The organism is Cupriavidus sp. 05L310 (assembly GCF_056398185.1).
The window spans coordinates 41,861-59,911 of record NZ_JBFTOX010000043.1 but is presented as its reverse complement, the minus strand read 5'-3'; the positions used below and the strand labels follow the sequence as shown (position 1 = coordinate 59,911).

The 18,051-nt window shown below is 67.7% G+C and carries 13 protein-coding genes and 2 pseudogenes; 7 read left to right on the top strand and 8 right to left on the bottom strand.

Going from position 1 to position 18,051, the window contains the following annotated elements:
* Positions 1-8: 8 nt before the first annotated feature.
* Entirely contained in the window at positions 9-1,160 is a 1,152-nt protein-coding gene (locus tag AC1DS6_RS28005) for a CaiB/BaiF CoA transferase family protein (RefSeq protein ID WP_477103625.1), read from the top strand.
* A gap of 48 nt (positions 1,161-1,208) precedes the next feature.
* Here the strand turns inward: AC1DS6_RS28005 and AC1DS6_RS28000 are convergent, their stop codons facing one another.
* The 4 genes from AC1DS6_RS28000 to AC1DS6_RS27985 form a co-directional block, all read right to left on the bottom strand.
* Positions 1,209-2,942: a lactate permease LctP family transporter gene (locus AC1DS6_RS28000; RefSeq protein WP_477103624.1), complete on the bottom strand. Its 1,734-nt coding sequence runs from the start codon at positions 2,940-2,942 to the stop codon at positions 1,209-1,211.
* A 332-nt stretch (positions 2,943-3,274) separates the two neighbouring features.
* The gene (locus tag AC1DS6_RS27995; RefSeq protein WP_051649221.1) at positions 3,275-4,747 is read right to left on the bottom strand and encodes a LutB/LldF family L-lactate oxidation iron-sulfur protein; all 1,473 of its coding nucleotides are present in this window, start codon (positions 4,745-4,747) and stop codon (positions 3,275-3,277) included.
* A complete protein-coding gene (locus tag AC1DS6_RS27990) occupies positions 4,744-5,463 on the bottom strand; it encodes a LutC/YkgG family protein (RefSeq protein WP_441631432.1) in 720 nt (239 codons plus the stop codon). Before AC1DS6_RS27990 ends, AC1DS6_RS27995 begins: the two co-directional genes overlap by 4 nt.
* Positions 5,460-6,236: a (Fe-S)-binding protein gene (locus AC1DS6_RS27985; protein WP_441631430.1), complete on the bottom strand. Its 777-nt coding sequence runs from the start codon at positions 6,234-6,236 to the stop codon at positions 5,460-5,462. The genes AC1DS6_RS27990 and AC1DS6_RS27985 overlap by 4 nt, the downstream gene beginning before the upstream one ends.
* A 128-nt stretch (positions 6,237-6,364) precedes the next feature.
* Between AC1DS6_RS27985 and AC1DS6_RS27980 the strand changes: the two genes are divergently transcribed.
* Positions 6,365-7,084: a FadR/GntR family transcriptional regulator gene (locus AC1DS6_RS27980; protein WP_477103632.1), complete on the top strand. Its 720-nt coding sequence runs from the start codon at positions 6,365-6,367 to the stop codon at positions 7,082-7,084.
* A 156-nt stretch (positions 7,085-7,240) separates the two neighbouring features.
* Here AC1DS6_RS27980 and AC1DS6_RS27975 read toward each other — a convergent pair whose 3' ends face one another.
* Together AC1DS6_RS27975 and AC1DS6_RS27970 are read right to left on the bottom strand one after the other, a co-directional pair.
* A complete protein-coding gene (locus tag AC1DS6_RS27975; RefSeq protein WP_035873980.1) occupies positions 7,241-8,278 on the bottom strand; it encodes an AI-2E family transporter in 1,038 nt (345 codons plus the stop codon).
* Between the two features lie 474 nt (positions 8,279-8,752).
* Positions 8,753-9,790 carry a helix-turn-helix domain-containing protein gene (locus tag AC1DS6_RS27970; protein ID WP_477103623.1) on the bottom strand — a complete coding sequence of 346 codons (1,038 nt, stop codon included), beginning with the start codon at positions 9,788-9,790 and terminating at the stop codon, positions 8,753-8,755.
* Positions 9,791-10,019: 229 nt separating this feature from the next.
* Here AC1DS6_RS27970 and AC1DS6_RS27965 point away from each other — a divergent pair.
* The 4 genes and pseudogenes from AC1DS6_RS27965 to AC1DS6_RS27950 all read left to right on the top strand — a co-directional run.
* Positions 10,020-10,580 (top strand): annotated as a pseudogene (locus AC1DS6_RS27965) (amino acid permease); the annotation flags it as partial.
* 104 nt (positions 10,581-10,684) lie between these two features.
* Complete coding sequence (locus tag AC1DS6_RS27960; protein ID WP_477103622.1) at positions 10,685-12,067, top strand: ethanolamine ammonia-lyase subunit EutB; 1,383 nt, start codon at positions 10,685-10,687, stop codon at positions 12,065-12,067.
* Positions 12,068-12,080: 13 nt separating this feature from the next.
* On the top strand, positions 12,081-12,881 hold the full coding sequence (eutC, locus tag AC1DS6_RS27955) for an ethanolamine ammonia-lyase subunit EutC (protein WP_441631424.1): 801 nt from the start codon (positions 12,081-12,083) through the stop codon (positions 12,879-12,881).
* 202 nt (positions 12,882-13,083) lie between these two features.
* Positions 13,084-13,263: pseudogene (locus AC1DS6_RS27950) on the top strand (HigA family addiction module antitoxin); the annotation flags it as partial.
* 17 nt (positions 13,264-13,280) lie between these two features.
* On the opposite strand, the gene AC1DS6_RS27945 reads toward AC1DS6_RS27950, so the two are convergent.
* Both AC1DS6_RS27945 and pdxR read right to left on the bottom strand, forming a co-directional pair.
* Positions 13,281-14,705, bottom strand: a complete 1,425-nt coding sequence (locus AC1DS6_RS27945) for an FAD-binding oxidoreductase (protein WP_477103621.1) — start codon at positions 14,703-14,705, stop codon at positions 13,281-13,283.
* Positions 14,706-14,841: 136 nt separating this feature from the next.
* A complete protein-coding gene (gene pdxR, locus AC1DS6_RS27940) occupies positions 14,842-16,440 on the bottom strand; it encodes a MocR-like pyridoxine biosynthesis transcription factor PdxR (RefSeq protein WP_441631420.1) in 1,599 nt (532 codons plus the stop codon).
* 184 nt (positions 16,441-16,624) lie between these two features.
* Here pdxR and AC1DS6_RS27935 point away from each other — a divergent pair, with 184 nt between their 5' ends.
* Positions 16,625-17,971: an ArgE/DapE family deacylase gene (locus AC1DS6_RS27935; RefSeq protein ID WP_276286008.1), complete on the top strand. Its 1,347-nt coding sequence runs from the start codon at positions 16,625-16,627 to the stop codon at positions 17,969-17,971.
* The last annotated feature ends 80 nt before the right edge of the window (positions 17,972-18,051 follow it).

The window sequence follows — 18,051 nt, the reverse complement described above, 5'->3', positions numbered from 1 at the left end:
CCCATCTCATGAGCAAACTCCCTGCATCCCCCGGCGCCCTCGCCGGCATCCGCGTGGTCGATCTCTCCCGCATCCTGGGTGGCCCGTTCTGCGGCCAGATCCTCGGCGACCATGGTGCCGACGTGCTCAAGATCGAACCGCCCCAGGGCGACGACACGCGCACCTGGGGGCCTCCGTTCAAGGATGGCGTGGCCTCGTACTACTTCGGGCTCAATCGCAACAAGCGCGTGATGCGCCTGGACCTCACCGCCGATGCAGACCGCGAAGTGCTGCTCGCCTTGCTGGCGGATGCCGACGTGCTGGTCGAGAACTTCAAGACCGGCACGCTGGAAAAGTGGGGCCTGGGCTTTGACGCGCTGTCGGCGCGCTTCCCGCGCCTGGTGCACTGCCGGGTCTCGGGCTTTGGCGCCGATGGCCCGCTGGGCGGCTTGCCCGGCTACGACGCGGCGATCCAGGCCATGGCTGGCATCATGAGCATCAACGGCGAAGCCGGCGGCGATCCGCTGCGCGTGGGTTTGCCGGTGGTGGATATGGTGACCGGGCTGAATGCCGCGCTGGGCGTGCTGCTGGCGCTGCAGGAGCGCGAGCGCAGCGGACGCGGCCAGTTCGTCGAGGCGGCGCTGTACGACTCGGGACTGTCGCTGCTGCACCCGCATGCCGCGAACTGGTTCATGAACGGCAAGGAGCCCACCCGCACCGGGAACGCACACCCGAATATCTATCCCTACGACACCGTCGCCACCGCCACCGATCCGATCTTCCTCGCGGTCGGCAACGACCGGCAGTTCCGCATCCTGTGCGAGTACCTGGACCTGGCCGCGCTGGCCGACGACGAACGCTACGCCACGGCGGGCGCGCGTTCGGTCAACCGTGCCTTGCTGAAGGTGGAGCTGGAAGCCCGCATGGGCAAGCTGGATGGGAAGGTGCTGGCCGATACGCTGGTGGCTGCCGGCGTGCCGTGCGCGCCGGTGCTGTCGGTGGCCGACGCCTTGCAGCATCCGCACACCGTTCACCGCGAGATGGTGGTGGAGATGGCGGATGGCTACAAGGGACTGGGCGCGCCCATCAAGCTGAGCCGCACGCCGGCCACCTACCGCTACGCGCCGCTGGCCGAGGGCGATCAGTTCCTGCCGCGCGACGCCGCCAACGATAGCGAGTAACGTCGCCGCGCCCGCCGCGCATTGCACGCGGCAGGCGCCGGTGCCCGCTCAGTGCGGCACCATGCCCGTGAACACGTAAGCCTGCAGCACGGTGATGATGCCCACGATCACCGCGAACAGCAGGCTGTGCTTCACGGTGAAGCGGAACAACTCCGATTCCTTGCCCACCAGCCCGGTCGCCGCGCAAGCCACCGCGATCGATTGCGGCGAGATCATCTTGCCGGTCACGCCGCCGGTGGTGTTGGCCGCCACCAGCAGCGTGTCGGACACGCCGATCTGGTGCGCGGTGGTGCTCTGCAGCGAGCAGAACAGCGCATTGGACGACGTATCCGAACCGGTCAGGAACACGCCCAGCCAGCCCAGGAAGGGCGAGAAGAACGGAAAGGCCGCGCCGGTGCCGGCCAGCAGCAACGCCAGCGTCGACGACATGCCCGAGTAGTTCGCGACGAACGCAAACGCCAGCACCAGCCCGATCGACAGGATCGGGCGGCGCAGTTCCGCCAGCGTCTCGCCGAAGGTGGCCAGCGCATCGCGCGGCTTCATGCGCAGCAGCACGGCGGAGATCAGCGCGGTCAGCAGGATGGCAGTGCCCACCGCCGATACCAGGTCCAGCTTGAGCACTGCCTCGTAGGCCTTGGGCTGCGCCACGATCGGCGCGGCCTTGATCACCAGCTGGTCCAGCGCCGGCACATGGAACTTCAGCACCCATCCGGCCAGCGCGCCGTTGCCGGCGAACAGCGCCTTGAACGGTTGCAGGCTCCACACGGTAACGATGGCGGTGAGGATGCCGAACGGCGCCCAGGCGCGCACGGTCTGCGCCACGGTATAGGGCGAGGCGCGGCGATTATCGCCCGCGCCGTTGCCGACGGCACCGGCGCCAGCGGCGAGCCCGCTGCCCATGCGCGCCAGCGCGGCGGCACCGCCGCTGCCGGTCGCCACCACGCCGCCGGCACGCTGGCTTGCGCGCTTCGGTTGCCACACCTTCAGGAACAGCGTCAGCGACACCAGGCTTACCAGCGCCGAGGTGATGTCCGGCAACTCGGGCCCGATGTGGTTCGATGTGAAATACTGCGTCACCGAAAAGCTGGCGCCGGTCACCAGCGCTGCCGGCCACGTCTCTTTCACGCCGCGCTTGCCGTCCATGATGAATACCAGCCAGAACGGCACCGCCAGCGACAGCAGCGGCAATTGCCGGCCCGCCATCGCGCCGATGTGCATGGCGTCGATGCCGGTCACCTGGCCCGCCACGATGATGGGAATGCCCATGGCGCCGAAGGCCACCGGGGCCGTATTGGCGATCAGGCACAGGCCCGCCGCGTAGAGCGGGTTGAAGCCCAGCCCCACCAGCAGCGCCGCGGTGATCGCCACCGGCGCGCCGAATCCCGCGGCGCCTTCCAGGAAGGCGCCGAAGGCGAAGCCGATCAGCAGCATCTGCAGGCGCTGGTCATCGGTGATGGCCAGCACGGATGCGCGGATGATGTCGAACTGCCCGGTCTTTACCACGATCTTGTAGAGGAACACCGCGGTCACGATGATCCACGCGATTGGCCACAGGCCGTAGGCAAAGCCGAAGCCCGCGGCGGCCAGCGCTTGCGGCACGGGCATGCCGTAGGCGAAGATCGCCACGCCTAGCGCGAGCAGTAGCGTGATGGCTGCCGCCACGTGGCCCTTCATGCGGAGCACCGCAAGGGCGAGGAAGAAGAAGAGGATGGGTAGCGCGGCTGCTAGCGCGGACAGCCATAGGCTGCCTAGCGGTGTGTAGATCTGGGTCCAGGGTTGCACGGTGGGTCTCCTCCGTTGAATTGCGTTTGGATGAATTTGCTTTGGGGCGTTTTGGTGCTTGCGTTTGTTTTTTGTTGGCTTGGGGCATCACTGACATCTTCTGCAACTGACTGCCTGACTGGCAAGGTCAAAGGCTTAAAGTCAAAAGCAGTTTCACCCCCCTGCGGGGGGCGACCTACTTTCTTGTCTTGCCAAGAAAGTAGGCAAAGAAGGCGCCCCATACGGCCTGGTACACCTTCACGGCTCGCTTCGCATCGCGCTGGGGTGTGGCCCGCGGGCGGGCCTACACATCGAATCCGCGCGCTTTCGTTGTGTTTGTTCCCGGTGCCGGCCTACTCTGCCTGTCCACGCTCGCGCAGCAAGTCCGACAGACTGCGCGGCGCTGGCGTAAGCGGCGCGCGGTGCCGTGTCCAGCCAAGCTGGCGCGAAGGCGTAAGCGCACGCAGCCGCGTTGCGGCCCAGCGGAACAGTCGGTAGGTGAAGGGATGTGCGAAGGCTCCGCTCCAGAAGCGCCAGACCAGGTGTTCGCTGCGGCTGAATTTCGCCCCCTGGCCTCGCAGCGGATGCGCTACCTGTTCGTCCGGATCGCGGTTGGCTTCGGTGCGCAGGCGGACCAGTAATTGCGGGATGGGGATGCGCACCGGGCACACTTCGCCGCAGGCGCCGCACAGGCTGGAGGCGGTGGCGAGATCGGCGGTGGCGTCGAGCCCGAGCAGGTGCGGCGAGATGATCTTGCCGATCGGGCCGGGGTAGGTGGTGCCGTAGGCATGGCCGCCAATGCGCGTGTACACCGGGCAGTGGTTCATGCACGCGCCGCAGCGGATGCATTGCAGCGTGGCGCGCAGTTGCTCGTCGGCGTAGGCCTGGCTGCGGCCATTGTCGAGCAGCACCAGGTGTACCTCGCGCGGGCCGTCGCGCTCGCCGGCGCGGCGCGGGCCGGAGATCAGGTTGAAGTAGGTGGTGATGGCCTGGCCGGTGGCCGAGCGCGTCAGCAGGCTGGCCAGCGGCACGATGTGCTCCAGGCGGGCCACCACCTTCTCCATGCCCATGATGGCGATATGCACGTCGGGCACGGTGGTGGAGAGGCGGCCATTGCCTTCGTTCTCCACCAGCCACAGCGTGCCGGTGTCGGCCGCGGCGAAGTTCACGCCGGACAGGCCGATATCGGCGTTGACAAATTCCTGCCGCAGCGCGCGCCGGCCGGTCTGGATCAGTTCGTCCACGTCCTCGGTGTAAGGCGTGCCGGGGATGTGCCGCTCGAACAGTTCGGCGATGTCGCCGCGCGTCTTGTGGATGGCGGGCATCACGATGTGCGACGGCTTCTCGCCGGCGAGCTGCACGATGTATTCGCCCATGTCGGACTCGATGCAGTCGATGCCGCGCTCGGCCAGGTAATGGTTCAGCTCGATTTCCTCGCTGGCCATCGACTTGCCCTTGATCACCCGCCGCGCCTGGCGTGCCTGCGCGATGCGGTGCACGATGGCGTTGGCTTCATCCGCGGTCTCGGCCCAGTGCACCTGCACGCCGGCTGCCGTGAGCTTGTCTTCGAGCTGCACCAGCAGGTCGGGCAGGCGCGACAGGGCGTGCTGGCGCACCGCTTCGCCCAGGTCGCGCAACTGTTCGAGTTCGTCGCCGTCGGGGAACTGCACCGAGCGCTTGGCCTGCAGGAAATCCATGGCGCCACGGAAGCTGCTGCGCAGCTTGGGGTCATCCAGCGCGGCGCGCGAGCGCGCCTTGAAGTCGGCGGCGGGGACGAAATGCAGGGGCGCGGCGCCTGCGGTGCCGGAGGTGTTCGGCGTACTCATTGGGCGGCTCCCGTTGCATCGCTGCGAGTGACGATGATCACCCACAGTTCGCGCGGACCATGCGCGCCGTAGGCCAGCGTCTGCTGGATATCGGAGGTTTTGGATGGTCCGGACACCAGCACCAGGTTGGTTGGCATCCCAGCGCTCCAGCGTTCGGCACGCGCGGCGGCATGCAGGTCGGGATGCAGGGTGTCGGCGTAGACCAGCGCGATATGCAGCGGCGGTACCAGCGAGACGGTGCGTGGCGTTTGCGCGTCGGGCGCCAGGATCAGCGTGCCGGTGCCGGCAATGCCGGAACGCGCGACGGTAAAGCCCGCGTCCACGGAGTCGAAGAGCTCGGATTTCCAGGCTTCGATGGGGCGGTCGTAGGCGATGGCCGCCACCGGGGCGTGCAGGGCACGCACAAGCGCTGCGCCTTCCGCGCCAGCAGGGTCCAGTAGCAGGCGCCGCACGCCGGCTGCGGCGAGCTTGTCTGCAAGTTGCGCGGGCCAGGCGTCGGCACTCGCGCACCAGGCTTGCGCGTGCGAAGCGCCCAGCGCGGCCTGCATGGCTTGCGCCAGTTCGATCGGGGTGGCAGGCACGGCGGATGCCGCCTCGCGGCGCGCCTGATAGTGCGCGTCGATGCTTGCGTCCAGCATGCTGGCATCGCTCGCGGCGGCCGGCGCTGCCGCGCGCAGCCTGCCCAGCATGCGCTCACGGGCATTCAGTGCGTTCATGCTTGGCCCCCGGTACGCCGCCACAGGAAGGTAGCGAGATGTTCCACCGGGAGCGCCGCGCCCTGGTGCCGGGCCGCATGCCCGATATTGAGCAGGCAGCCGCAGTCGGCGGAAACCAGCCGGTCGCAGCCGGTGGCGCAGGCCGAGGCGATCTTGTCCTGCACCATGGCACCGGAGATATCGGGATGCTTGAGCGAGAAGGTGCCGCCAAAGCCGCAGCATTCGGATTCGCGCTGGTGCTCGGCGCGCGTTACGCCGGGCAGGGCGTCGACCAGGGCTACGCCATGCTCGCGCGTACCCATTTCTCGACGCGCGGCGCAGGAGGTGTGCAGCACCACTGTTTCGGGCGGTTGCCCGGCCACGCCACTGACATCGAAGCGTACCTTCAGCACGTGCAGCAGGAATTCGCTTAGTTCGAACACGCGCTCGGCCAGTTCGCGCGCCTTGGGGCCCGCCACCGGGTCATGCTCGAACAGTTGGGGCCAGTGGTGCCGCATCATCCCGGCGCATGAGCCCGAGGGCACGATGACCGGCCACGGTTCGGCGAAGAGGTCCAACTGGGCCAGCGCTACCGTGTGCGCCTGCTCCGGGTTGCCGCTGCTGTATGCCGGCTGGCCGCAGCAGCTCTGGCCGCGCGGGAAGTGCACGGTCAGCCCTTCGCGCTCCATCAGGCGCACCGCATCCAGCCCGGCTTGGGGCACGAACAGGTCAACCAGGCAGGTGGCGAACAGGTAGACCTGTGCCGGGGCAGGGGGGTAGCGCCTTTGCTTCATGTCTCGCTCCGTGGGGCGGCTGCCTTGCTGTCAGGCCGGCCGGTGTTTGGGCGCATAATTCCGCGAGACGCGCGCCAGTTCAAATTGGTTGGACCAGGTGGATGCGCAGGGCGATTTCGGAGCTGGGGATGGCGGCGGGCATGCAGGCGCGGGGGCGCGTGGAAGAGGTCATGCGGAAACTGGAAACGGCCATGCTGGACGGCACCTGGCCGGCTGGCGCGCGCCTGCCCGCGGAGCGCCTGCTGGCGGCGCAGTACGGCGTGGCCCGCAACACCATCCGCGAGGCGATCCAGCGCCTGGCCGCGCGCGGGCTGCTGCAGAGCCGGCAGGGCGCCGGCGTGTTCGTCACCGACCAGTTGCGTACCGGGATGGCCTCGCCGTGGCGCCAGCTGGTGGCCGACCACCCCGTGCTGCGCGACGATATCCTGGAGTTCCGGCGCGTGCTGGAGGGCGCCACAGCCTATTTTGCCGCGCTGCGCGCCGATGCCGCCGATCTCAAGCGCATCCGCGGCCTGCTGCGCGCGCTGGAAACCTCCCGCGAGCAGGACGACAAGGCCGCCGAGGCCGAGGCGGATGCCAGGCTGCACGAGGCCATCGCCCAGGCCTCGCACAACACCATGTTCCTGCACCTGCATACCAGCGTGATCGGCATGCTGCGCGAACACATCACCATCAATGGCACCGGCCTGCGCGTGCAGGACGAGGACGCCTCGGCGCTATTGCTGCTGCAGCACCGCACGCTGTGCGAGGCGATCTGCGCGCGCCGGCCCGAGGAGGCGCGCACCGCCATGCAGACGCATATCGATTTTGTGCGCAGCCGGGTGGAAGAGGGTGGGGGTGGGGTCTAGGGTGGATTGGTCCAACCAGGGTGGGGAGCCTGGCGACTTGCGCCCTATTCGGCGCATCTTCGGCACGCGAGACAGCGCCGCGCGGCCCTCCCGATTTACCCTAGGTCTTCGGGACATCGGGGCGGCGGCGCGGCGCGAGCCGGCCAGGCCGCCGGCTCAGACCAGTCCCGCGTTGGACAGCTCGCGCTTCAGGTAGGCGTAGTAGATCGGCCCGGCAATCACGCCGGGGATGCCGTACAGCGATTCCATCAGCAGCATCACCGTCAGTAGCTCCCAGGCGGCGGCATTGATGCGCGCGCCGATGATGCGCGCGTTCAGGAAGTATTCGAACTTGTGGATCACCACCAGGTAGAACAGCGAAGCGATCGCCATCGGCAGCGAGATCGACAGCGAGGCCACCACGATGAAGGTGTTCGATATCAAATTGCCCAGCACCGGCAGCAGCCCGACCAGGAAGGTGAGCGCCACCAGCGTCTTGGTCAGCGGCAGGTGCACGCCGAACAGCGGCAACACCACCAGCAGGTAGACCGCCGTCAGCACGGTGTTGATCAGCGAGATCTGCACCTGGGCGAAGATGAACTGCGAGAAGGCCAGTTGCAGGTTGCGGGCGCGTTCCACCAGCGCCGTGGCCAGCGGCCTGCGGTTGGGCTTGGAGATGGCGCGGTACAGGGCGACCATGGCGCCGATCACGAAGCCGATCAGGATGTGCGCCAGGGTGCGCAGCACTTCGGCGCCCAGCTTTTGAGCCATCTGCGCGTGCTCGCGCAGCCAGTCGATCAGTGTGTTGGCGAGCTCGTCCACCCCGCGCGGCAGCGCGTCGCTGACCCATACCGGCAACTGGGCCCGGGACTTGTCGATGATGTCGGCGGTGCGGATCAGCAGGGTGTCCAGGGTATTGCCGTCGCCGCTGACGAAGCGTACGACTGCCCAGCCTCCCAGCGTCAGTCCCAGCAAGGTGACCGCCGACAGGATAGCCACTGCCAGGGCGTCGTGACGCTGGTGCAGGCGCACCAGCTTGGGGGCCAGCACGTCCACCAGGGAGTACAGCAGCAGGCCGGCCAGCAGGGCTGCCACCAGGTTGGCCTGCATCACTGTCCAGAGCGCCAGGGCGGTCAGGATATAGGCGGCCGTGCCGATGCTGAACCACTTTGCTTCCGGCAGGCGGGGCAAGTGTGGCGGATCGGGTTGATTCATAGGTCTCCTGCTTGGGGGGGCCGTGGGACGGCCGGGCGTCTGTGGATTGTACGGCGCTTGATTGGGGGGTGGGGGATTGGGGTGTTGCTGGGGGGAGTATTGAGGGGCGTTGGGGGCTGGCTGCGGGCGCCTTGGTCAAGGTCAAGGTCAAAGTCAAAGTCAAAGGCTTGAAACCTTAAAGTCAAAGGCGGTTTCACCCCCCTGCGGGGGGCGACCTACTTTTTTGTCTTGCCAAAAAAGTAGGCAAAAAAGGCGCGCCGGATGGGGCGACCCCCCCTCGTCGGCAGACAAAAAGAGCGGCCGGGGGCCAAACTCGCATCGCCTTAAGGCGATACTCAAACATGGCCCCCTCTTTTCCGCTCTTTTTGCCTGCCGACGAGGCGCCCCATACGGCCTGGTACACCTTCACGGCTCGCTTCGCATCGCGTGGGGGGCTCGCTTCGCATTGCTTGGGGGCTTGCGGTTGGCGTTTGTCTAGTTCGGGCGGCTTTGCCCGGTTGGTCCGCGCAGGGCCGCCGATGGCAGTTCGCCGAACATGCGGCGGTAGTCCTGGGCGAACTGCGACAGGTGATGGAAGCCCCAGGCTCCGACTATGTCGGAAACGGTGCGGTGGCCGTTGCCGGACTTGAGGTCGCGGCGTACGCCGTTCAGGCGCAGGGCGCGCAGGTAGGCGGCGGGTGACATGCCGGCTACGTCTTCAAAGCAGTATTGCAGCGCGCGCCGGCTCAGGTGGAAATGCCGGCACAGGTCCGGCACGGTGATGGGGTCCGCGGCATGGGCCAGCAGGTAGTCGCGGATGCGCTGTACGGTGCGTTGGCGGTTGACGTGCGTGACGGTGGCGCGTTGCGCGCTGTCGCTGGATGCCATCAGCAGGGTCACCAGGCTGCCCAGCAGCCGTTCCTGCAGGTCGCCGCAGAACAGCGCCGGGTCGGCCCGGTCGGCTACATCCATCGCGTGATGGCCCGCGGCTTCGGAAAGAATCTCCATCAGCGCGCGGCACAGCCGTGCGCGTGCCCACGGCTGGACCGACAGCACCTCGCGCTGGCCGAGCACGCTGGCCGGGTCGCGATGCTCTACTTCCTCCATGTAGCGGGCGAACTCGGCGGTCTCCACCACGATGCCGAAGATGCCGAAATCCTCCGGCGTGCGCAGTTCGAACTCGGTGCCTCCGGGCCGCACGGCAATGGCCGTGGGCGCGATGGCAATCCCGCCCACCTTGGCCGGGGCCTGGACCGAGGGCAGCGGCACGCCGAACCACATCGCGTCGGGCCAGGCCATGCACGACTGCCGCAGGCTGCGGTTGGTGCGCTCGATAAATACCTGCACATGCGGCAGCCATAGCTCACGGACCTCGCCGGCGAAGTGGCCGGGAGAGAGCTGGTCGTAGGTCTGGGTCCAGCGCGACAGGTTGCTGGCGTGCTCGTCGGCATCGTGCGCGGCGGTGACGCGGAAGATGCCGTGGCGGCCGGCGCTGGTGTTGCTGTCGGTGCTGCGATCGAACGTAGCGCTCATGGCGAAGATGGGGGCATTCGGTGCAAAGCGTCTCTCCCGCAAGTTTCATTCCAGCGTCGGGATGCAGCATCCGTTGCGCCGGCGCCCTTGCCTGCTGTCTTTGCACGGGTCCAAGGCAATGCTGCCAATTTTCGATAACGCTGCCCGCACGGTTTTGGCGATGATGCCGGAAATGCCACCGCCAAGGCAATGCACCGCGGTGGCAAACCGCCCCGGAGAAACCCTAGCCATGTCCAGCCAGCCCCACGCATCGCCGCTCTCGTCCTCCCCTTCGTCCGGTGGCGCCAAGACCCTGACGCAGACGCTGGGCACCGTACAGCTCTGGGGCATCGCCGTGGGGCTGGTGATCTCGGGCGAGTACTTCGGCTGGAGCTTCGGCTGGGCCAGCGCCGGCACGCTCGGCTTCATGGTCACGGCGGTGGCGGTGGCGACCATGTACGCCACCTTCATCTTCAGCTTCACCGAGCTGATCACCAGCATCCCGCATGCCGGCGGGCCTTTCGCCTATGCGTATCGCGCGTTCGGGCCTGGCGCGGGCTATCTCGCGGGGCTGGCTACGCTGATCGAGTTCGTGTTCGCGCCGCCGGCCATTTCGCTGGTCATCGGCGCCTACCTCAATGTGCAGTTTCCGGGGCTCGATCCCAAGATGGCCGCGGTGGGCGCCTATATTGTGTTCATGGGACTCAATATCATCGGTGTGCGCATTGCGGCCACCTTCGAGCTGGTGGTGACGCTGTTTGCCATCTTCGAGCTGCTGGTCTTCATGGGCGTGCGGGCCGTGGGCTATGCGCACTACCACTGGCACGGGCGGCACCAGGTCGCGCACGGCGACCTGGCCCGCAGCGGGCCGCAGGTGCCGGCTCCCGTGGCCGCCCCCGCCGACTGAGACGCACTATGGCCTTCACCCACACCGTTGCCTCGCGGCGCCATCTCTTCGCCGATCTCAAGACCCTGCTCGCCAAGGCCAGCCCCGCACGCTCGGGCGACTACCTGGCGGGGCTGGCGGCCGCCAGCGAGGAAGAACGCATGGCCGCGCGCATGGCGCTGGCCGAGGTGCCGCTGGCGCATTTCCTGAACGAAGCGCTGGTGCCATACGAAGAGGACGAAGTCACGCGCCTGATCGTCGACCGCCATGACGCGCACGCCTTCCGCGAGATCGCGTCCCTCACCGTAGGCGACTTCCGCAACTGGCTGTTGCTGCACGAGACCGATTCCGCCGTGCTGGCCCGCGTGGCGCCGGGCGTTACGCCCGAGATGGCCGCCGCCGTGAGCAAGCTGATGCGCAACCAGGACCTGGTCGCGGTGGCGCGCAAGTGTCGCGTGGTCACGCGTTTCCGCAACACCATCGGCCTGCCCGGCAGGCTCTCGGTGCGGTTGCAGCCCAATCATCCCACCGACGATGCCCGCGGCATTGCCGCATCGATGATCGATGGCCTGCTGTATGGCTGCGGCGATGCCACCATCGGCATCAACCCGGCTACCGACAATCTCGGTGCCATCGTCACCCTCATGCGCCTGATCGACGACCTGCGCCGCCGCTACGACGTGCCCACGCAGTCATGCGTGCTGACCCACGTCACCAATACCTTGCGCGCCATCGAGCAGGGCGCCCCGGTGGACCTGGTGTTCCAGTCGGTGGCCGGCAGCGAGCGTGCCAACGCGGGCTTCGGCATCAGCCTGGCGCTGCTGGCCGAGGCGCATGACGCCGCGCAGAGCCTGGGGCGCGGCACGGTGGGCAACAACGTGATGTACTTCGAGACCGGCCAGGGCAGCGCGCTATCCGCCAACGCGCATCACGGCGTGGACCAGCAGACCATGGAAACCCGCGCCTATGCGGTGGCGCGCGAGTTCTCGCCGCTGCTGGTGAATACGGTGGTGGGCTTTATCGGCCCGGAATATCTCTACGACGGCAAGCAGATCATCCGCGCCGGGCTGGAGGACCACTTCTGCGGCAAGCTGCTCGGCGTGCCGATGGGCTGCGACGTCTGCTACACCAACCATGCCGAGGCCGACCAGGATGACATGGACACGCTGCTGACGCTGTTCGGCGTGGCGGGCATCAACTTCATCATGGGCGTGCCCGGCGCCGACGACATCATGCTGAACTACCAGAGCACCTCCTTCCACGACGCGCTCTACCTGCGCGACACGCTGGGCCTGCGGCCCGCGCCGGAGTTCGAGGCCTGGCTGCAGGCGATGGGCATCTTCGGCGAGGACGGGCGGCTGCTTGAACTCGCCGAGCGCCAGCCGCTGCTGCAGCTTGCCCACGGTTTGTGAGACATCGCCAGCCATGAGCCGCAAACTGATCCAGGACAACCCGTGGCAGCGCCTGCGCCAGTTCACTGCCGCGCGCATCGCGCTGGGCCGTGCCGGCCACAGCCAGACCACGGAGGCCGTGCTCGCCTTCGGGCTGGCGCACGCGCAGGCGCGCGACGCCGTGCATCTGCCGCTGGCGCGCGCGGCCATCGAGCAGGCCCTGCGCGACGCGGGTCTTGGCTGCGTGCCTGTGCACAGTGCCGCGCCAGACCGTCAGCACTACCTGCGCCGCCCCGACCTGGGCAGGCAGCTTGATGACGACAGCCGCACACGGCTGGCGCAGGCCAGGCCCGCCGAAAAGCCTGACGTGGTGTTCGTGATCGCCGACGGCCTTTCCGCGCTGGCCGCCGAGCGCCACGGCGTGGCCCTGTTGCTGGCCGTGCGCGAACGCCTGCCGGACTGGCGCATCGGGCCGGTGGTGGTGGCCGAGCAATCGCGCGTGGCGTTGGGCGACGAGGCCGGGCACCTGCTCGGCGCGCGCCAGGTGGTGATGCTGATCGGCGAGCGGCCCGGGCTGAGTTCGCCGGACAGTCTCGGCATCTATCTCACGCATGACCCGCGGCCCGGGCGCAGCGACGCCGAGCGCAACTGCATCTCCAATGTGCGGCCGGAAGGGCTGCCCTACGCACAGGCCGCCGACAAGCTCGCCTTCCTGCTGCGCGGCGCGCTGGCGCTGGGGCGCAGCGGCGTGGACCTGAAGGACGACAGCGAGCACGCGGCGTTGCCCGAGGCAGCGCCGGGCACGCTGCCTGCGTCCGGCGCAAAGACTGACTGAGGCCGTGGTGAGCGCAGTCGGCACCGCGCTCACCGGACAGCCTCGCCATCCGGCCTGTCTGCGGCCGAACCTTCACCTTTTACGCCGGTCCTATGGCAACCCGGCCAGCCGAGCGCTCGCGACCGCGCATTCGACGGTAATACGCAGGGGGCCTGATCCAATCCCTGCCAGGCACGGCCCCGCGCCTGCTTGCTCCGATCTCCTGGTCGTTTATCGCGAGGAGTTTCCCGCGCCTCTGGGCATGAGCGCCAATGCGCTCGCCGTGGCACTGCATGTGACCGCAGCCCGCATCAACGACATCGTGCGCGAGCTTCGGGGGATTACGCCGGACACCGCTCTCCGGCTGGTGCGCCACTTCGGCGGCGACGCTGAATCCCGTTTGGCGACATTGCGCCTTCCTCAATCCGGATCAAACACCCGCCCTGGGCTGAGGATGTTGTGTGGATCCAGCGAGCGCTTGAGCAGGCGCATCAATCCCAGTTCCTCCCGCGTGCGCGAGCAGTGCAGGTAGGGCTTCTTGTGAAAGCCGATGCCGTGCTCGGCAGAGACGCTGCCCTTGAACTCCCGCACCACGCCGTACATCACGTCGGAGATCTCGTGCTCCGGGAAGTCTGCGTCGGTAGCGCCCGGCAGGTACACGCTGACGTGCAGGTTGCTGTCGCCCACGTGACCGAAATTGACCAGTTCCGCATGCGGCCACACGGCCAGCATGCGTGCGCGCAGCGTGTCGGCGAATTCGCCGATGCAGCCGATCGGCAGGCTCACGTCGTAGGCGGCATTGGGCGCCCACATCACCGGGAATTCGGCGACCGCGTCGCGCAGTTGCCAGAAGCTCTCCGCTTCCTTGTTGCTGGAGGCCACCGCCGCGTCCCGGATCAGGCCGGCTTCCATGGCGGACTCCAGCATGCCTTCGAAGGCCGCGGCATCCTGCGCGTCGTCATTGCCCTGCAGGTCGAGCAACACATAGAAGGGATGGCCTTCGGGCAGCGGCGCGCGCACGCCGGCCACGCGCGTGGTCACGAGGTTGTAGAAGTCCGCCCACATCGCCTCGAAGGCGGATAGCCGGCCCGAGAGCTTGCGCTGCGCATGGCGCAGCAGGCGCACCACGTCGTCGTAGCTTTCGAGCGCGCACAGCGCCGTCTGCGTGGCCGCCGGCAGCGGCGCCAGCCGCAGCACGGCACGCGTGATCACGCCCAGCGTGCCTTCGCTGCCCACGAAGAGCTGGCGCACGTCATAGCCCGCATTGTTCTTCTGCATCTTGTTGAGCGACGAGACCACCGTGCCATCGGCCAGCACCGCTTCCAGCCCCAGCACCTGGTCGCGCATCATGCCGTAGCGGATCACGCGGTTGCCGCCCGCGTTGGTGGCGATATTGCCGCCGATCTGGCAACTGCCACGCGCGCCCAGATCCACGGCCAGCAGCCAGCCGGCCGCGCGCGCGGCTTCCTGCGCGGCCTGCAGCGTGGTGCCCGCCATCACCGTCATGGTGCCGGCTTGCGCGTCGATCTCTTCCACGCCGCGCATGCGCTCCAGCGACAGCACCACCTCGCCGCCCTCCGGCGTGGCGGCGCCCGCCAGCCCGGTCAGTCCGCCTTGCGGCACCACAGGCTGATGCAGCCGGTTGCACAGCGCCAGCACGGCAGCTACCTCCTCCGTATTGCGCGGGCGCACCACCGCCAACGGCGGCACCGCGCCGAGCGGTGCGTACCAGTCCTTGCGGAAACGGGTTTCGATGGCGTCGCCCGTCTGCAAGCCGGCGGCGTCGAGCAGGCCGGCAAGTTCGGTGAGCAGGGTGGCGGACTGGGCTGGCGCGTTGCTTGGCATTGGGGGGAGGCGGTGAAGGGGAAGAACAAGGACGCTAATGCTATGGAAGGATCGGCCTTGCGTTAAGGGCCAATCCAGCGGGAGGCGATGGCACCATCGCACGGCGCCGCGCGCATGGCAAGCCGCGCACGCGCCATCACGCGCCGCTCCACGCCTCCCGGTTGATGGCCGCCGCAGGCGCGCGGCGCGGTGCCTGCGTGCGTGCCAGGTGCTCCAGCGCGGGTTCGATCACCTCCGCCAGCTTGTTGAATGCAGGCGCGATCTCGGCTTCCGGCACGCAGGCATAGCCCAGCAGCAGGCCCTGCTGCGTCGCCTGCGCGGGATCGGAGAAATAGCGCGACAGCGGCCGCGTGGACAGGCCCTGGGTACGCGCCGCCATGCTGATGCCGAGATCGTCGGCGCCCGGCGGCAGGTGGAGCACCATGTGCAGGCCGGCCTCGTGCGTGGACGTGGGCCAGGCCGCGCCGAGGCGCGCCGCGATGGACTCGCGCAGCAGGCCCTGGCGTTGTGCGTAGCGCTGCCGCATGCGCCGGATATGCGTGGCGTAATGCCCTTCCTCGATAAAGTCGGCGAGCACCGCCTGCTGTACCAGTTGTCCCTCGCGGAACAACTCCGAAAGCCCTGTGGCGAAGTGCGGCGCGAGCGGCTTGGGCAGCACCATGAAGCCCATGCGCAAGCCGGGGAACAGCGTCTTGGAGAACGTGCCCATGTAGATCACGCGGTCGTGTTCGTCCAGCCCTTGCAGCGAGGCCAGCGGCCGGCCTTCGAAACGGAATTCGCTGTCGTAGTCGTCCTCCACGATCCAGGCGCCGCGCTGGCGTGCGTATTCCAGCAGCATGCGCCGGCGCGACAGGCTCATCACCATGCCCAGCGGATACTGGTGCGAGGGCGTGGCAAAGATAAAGCGCGGCGGATTCTGCAAAGTAGCCGCATCCGGGGCGAGCCCCTCGCTGTCCACGGGGACCGGAATGGTCTCGATGCCCGCGCTGTTCAGCAGGCTGCGGGTGCCCCAGTAGCCCGGGTCTTCCATCCACGCCTTGTCGCCGACGTCGCCCAGAAGGCGGGCGATCAGGTCGATGGCCTGGTGGATGCCGGTGGTCAGGATGATCTGCTCGGGCTCGCAGCGCACCGAGCGCACCAGCCGCAGGTGCTCGGCCAGCACGCGGCGCAGCGGCATGTAGCCGCCGTTATGGGCATAGGTCAGCAGTTCGGGGCGCGGCGCGCGCCAGTGCTTGTTCAGCAGGCGTGCCCACACGGCGTGCGGAAACAGCGACACGTCGGGTACGCCCGCAACGAATGCGCCCCATTGCCGATCCGATGCACCGGAGTGCGATATCAGGTGCTGGCCGCGGCGCGAAAGCGTGAACCGGTTCGGGTTCTGCTGCATCGCAGGCACTGCCATGGTGCCACTTTGCGCCCTGTGGTTGTGCAATGCACTATGGTCGGGAAAACTTTGCGACACGAAGGTGCCACTTCCGCTCGCCGCTGTGACATAGCCTTCCGCGAGCAACTGCTCATAAGCGTAAAGCACGGTATTGCGGGAAACCCCTACCTCTTTCGACAGCAGGCGCGAGGCGGGCAGCTTGGTGCCCGCAACCAATGATCCGGCAAGGATTTCCTGGCGAATGATCTCGTAGAGCTGGCGGTTCATGTGCGCGCCATTCTTGTCCGTCGCGCCGTCCGCAGGCCGCTCCAGACGCTGCAACAGCAGCTCGGACAGAATCGTCTCTTTCAAAGCGGCCCCTAGTGAAAAGAAAAATATGGATCTATGTATGGTACCAATGATCCGCTAAGTTTCCACCCATCATATTTCGAGCGTCGTTTTCCTGAACGGCGTTTTGCCGATCCGGCCTATCCGGCCGAGTTGCCCTCTCCGGACACACGCCCGCTGCGTGCACCGGACCCCCGTGGAGCCACTTATGCATCGTCCTGCAGGCAGTTCCGGTTTGTCCTCCATTGCTACCCCCACGCTTTCCACCGACGACATCGCCGCCGCAGTGCGCGCGCTGGAGCCGTACATGGTGCGCACGCTGTCGGAGTTCGTGGCGGCGCCCAGTCCCTCCGGACAGGAACAGCCGGCCGTGGCGTTCATGGAAGGCGCGCTGCGCGAACTTGGCCTGGAGCCCGAGCGCATCTACCTGCGCAGCGAGACGCTCAAGGACCTGCCGCTGTTCTCGCCGCCGTGCTGTCCGGACGGCGGCCGCTACAACCTGCTGGCCACGCACAGGCCGGTGGCCAAGGGCGGCCGTTCCGTGTTGTTCAACGGCCATCTGGATGTGGTGCCCACCGGACCGGAATCGATGTGGCGCCAGTCGCCCTATGCGCCCTTCGTCGAGGACGGCTGGCTGTTCGGCCGCGGCGCGGGCGATATGAAGGCCGGCATCATCTGCACGCTCGCCGCCTACAAGGCGCTGAAGGACCTCGGCGTGCAGCCCGCCGGCGCGGTCGGTTTCAACTCCGTGCTCGAAGAAGAGAACACCGGCAATGGCGCGCTCGCCACCGTGGCTGCGCTGCGCAGCGCGGTGGGCGCCGGCAAGCTGGCTTCCTTCGACACCGTGGTGATTCCCGAGCCGCTGGGCGAGAGCCTGATGAGCGCGCAGATGGGCGTGTTCTGGATGTTCGTGGAACTGACCGGGCGGCCCGCGCACGCGGCCTACATGACCAGCGGCGTGAACCCGGTGGAAGCCGGCATCGAAGTGATGGCCGGCCTGCGCAAGCTCGAGGCCGAGTGGAACCTGCCCGAGAACCGTCCCGCAGCCTATCGCGACCACGCCCACCCGATCAACTTCAACCTTGGCCAGATCCAGGGCGGCGAGTGGAATTCGTCGGTGCCCTGCACCTGCACGCTGGGGATCCGCATCGGCTTCTACCCGACCATGAGCGTGACCGATGCCAAGGCGCGGGTCGCGGCCTGCGTGCAAGCCACGCTGGATCGCCTGGCCAGCAACCTGACACTCAATATCCGCTACGAAGGTTTCCACGCGCCCGGTTGCGAGTTCGATCTCGATGTGCCCAGCATGCAGGCGCTGGGCGAGGCGCACCGCAAGGTCAATGGCGAGGCAGTGCGGCGCGAGGCCACCACCGCCACCACCGATGCGCGGCATTTCCGCCTGATGCTGGAAACGCCGGTGACCTGCTACGGACCGCAGGCCCGCAACATCCACGGCATCGACGAGTCGGTTTCCATCGAAAGCATGGTGCGCGTCGCCACCACGCTCGCGCAGTTCATGCATGACTGGTGCGGTGTCGAGCCGGTCGCTACCTGAGTCAACGCGTCAATGCGTCAATGCGTCGGCGCGTCCGCATGGCGGCGCGCGGCACTCGCGCGGCTTGACGGGGCTGCATG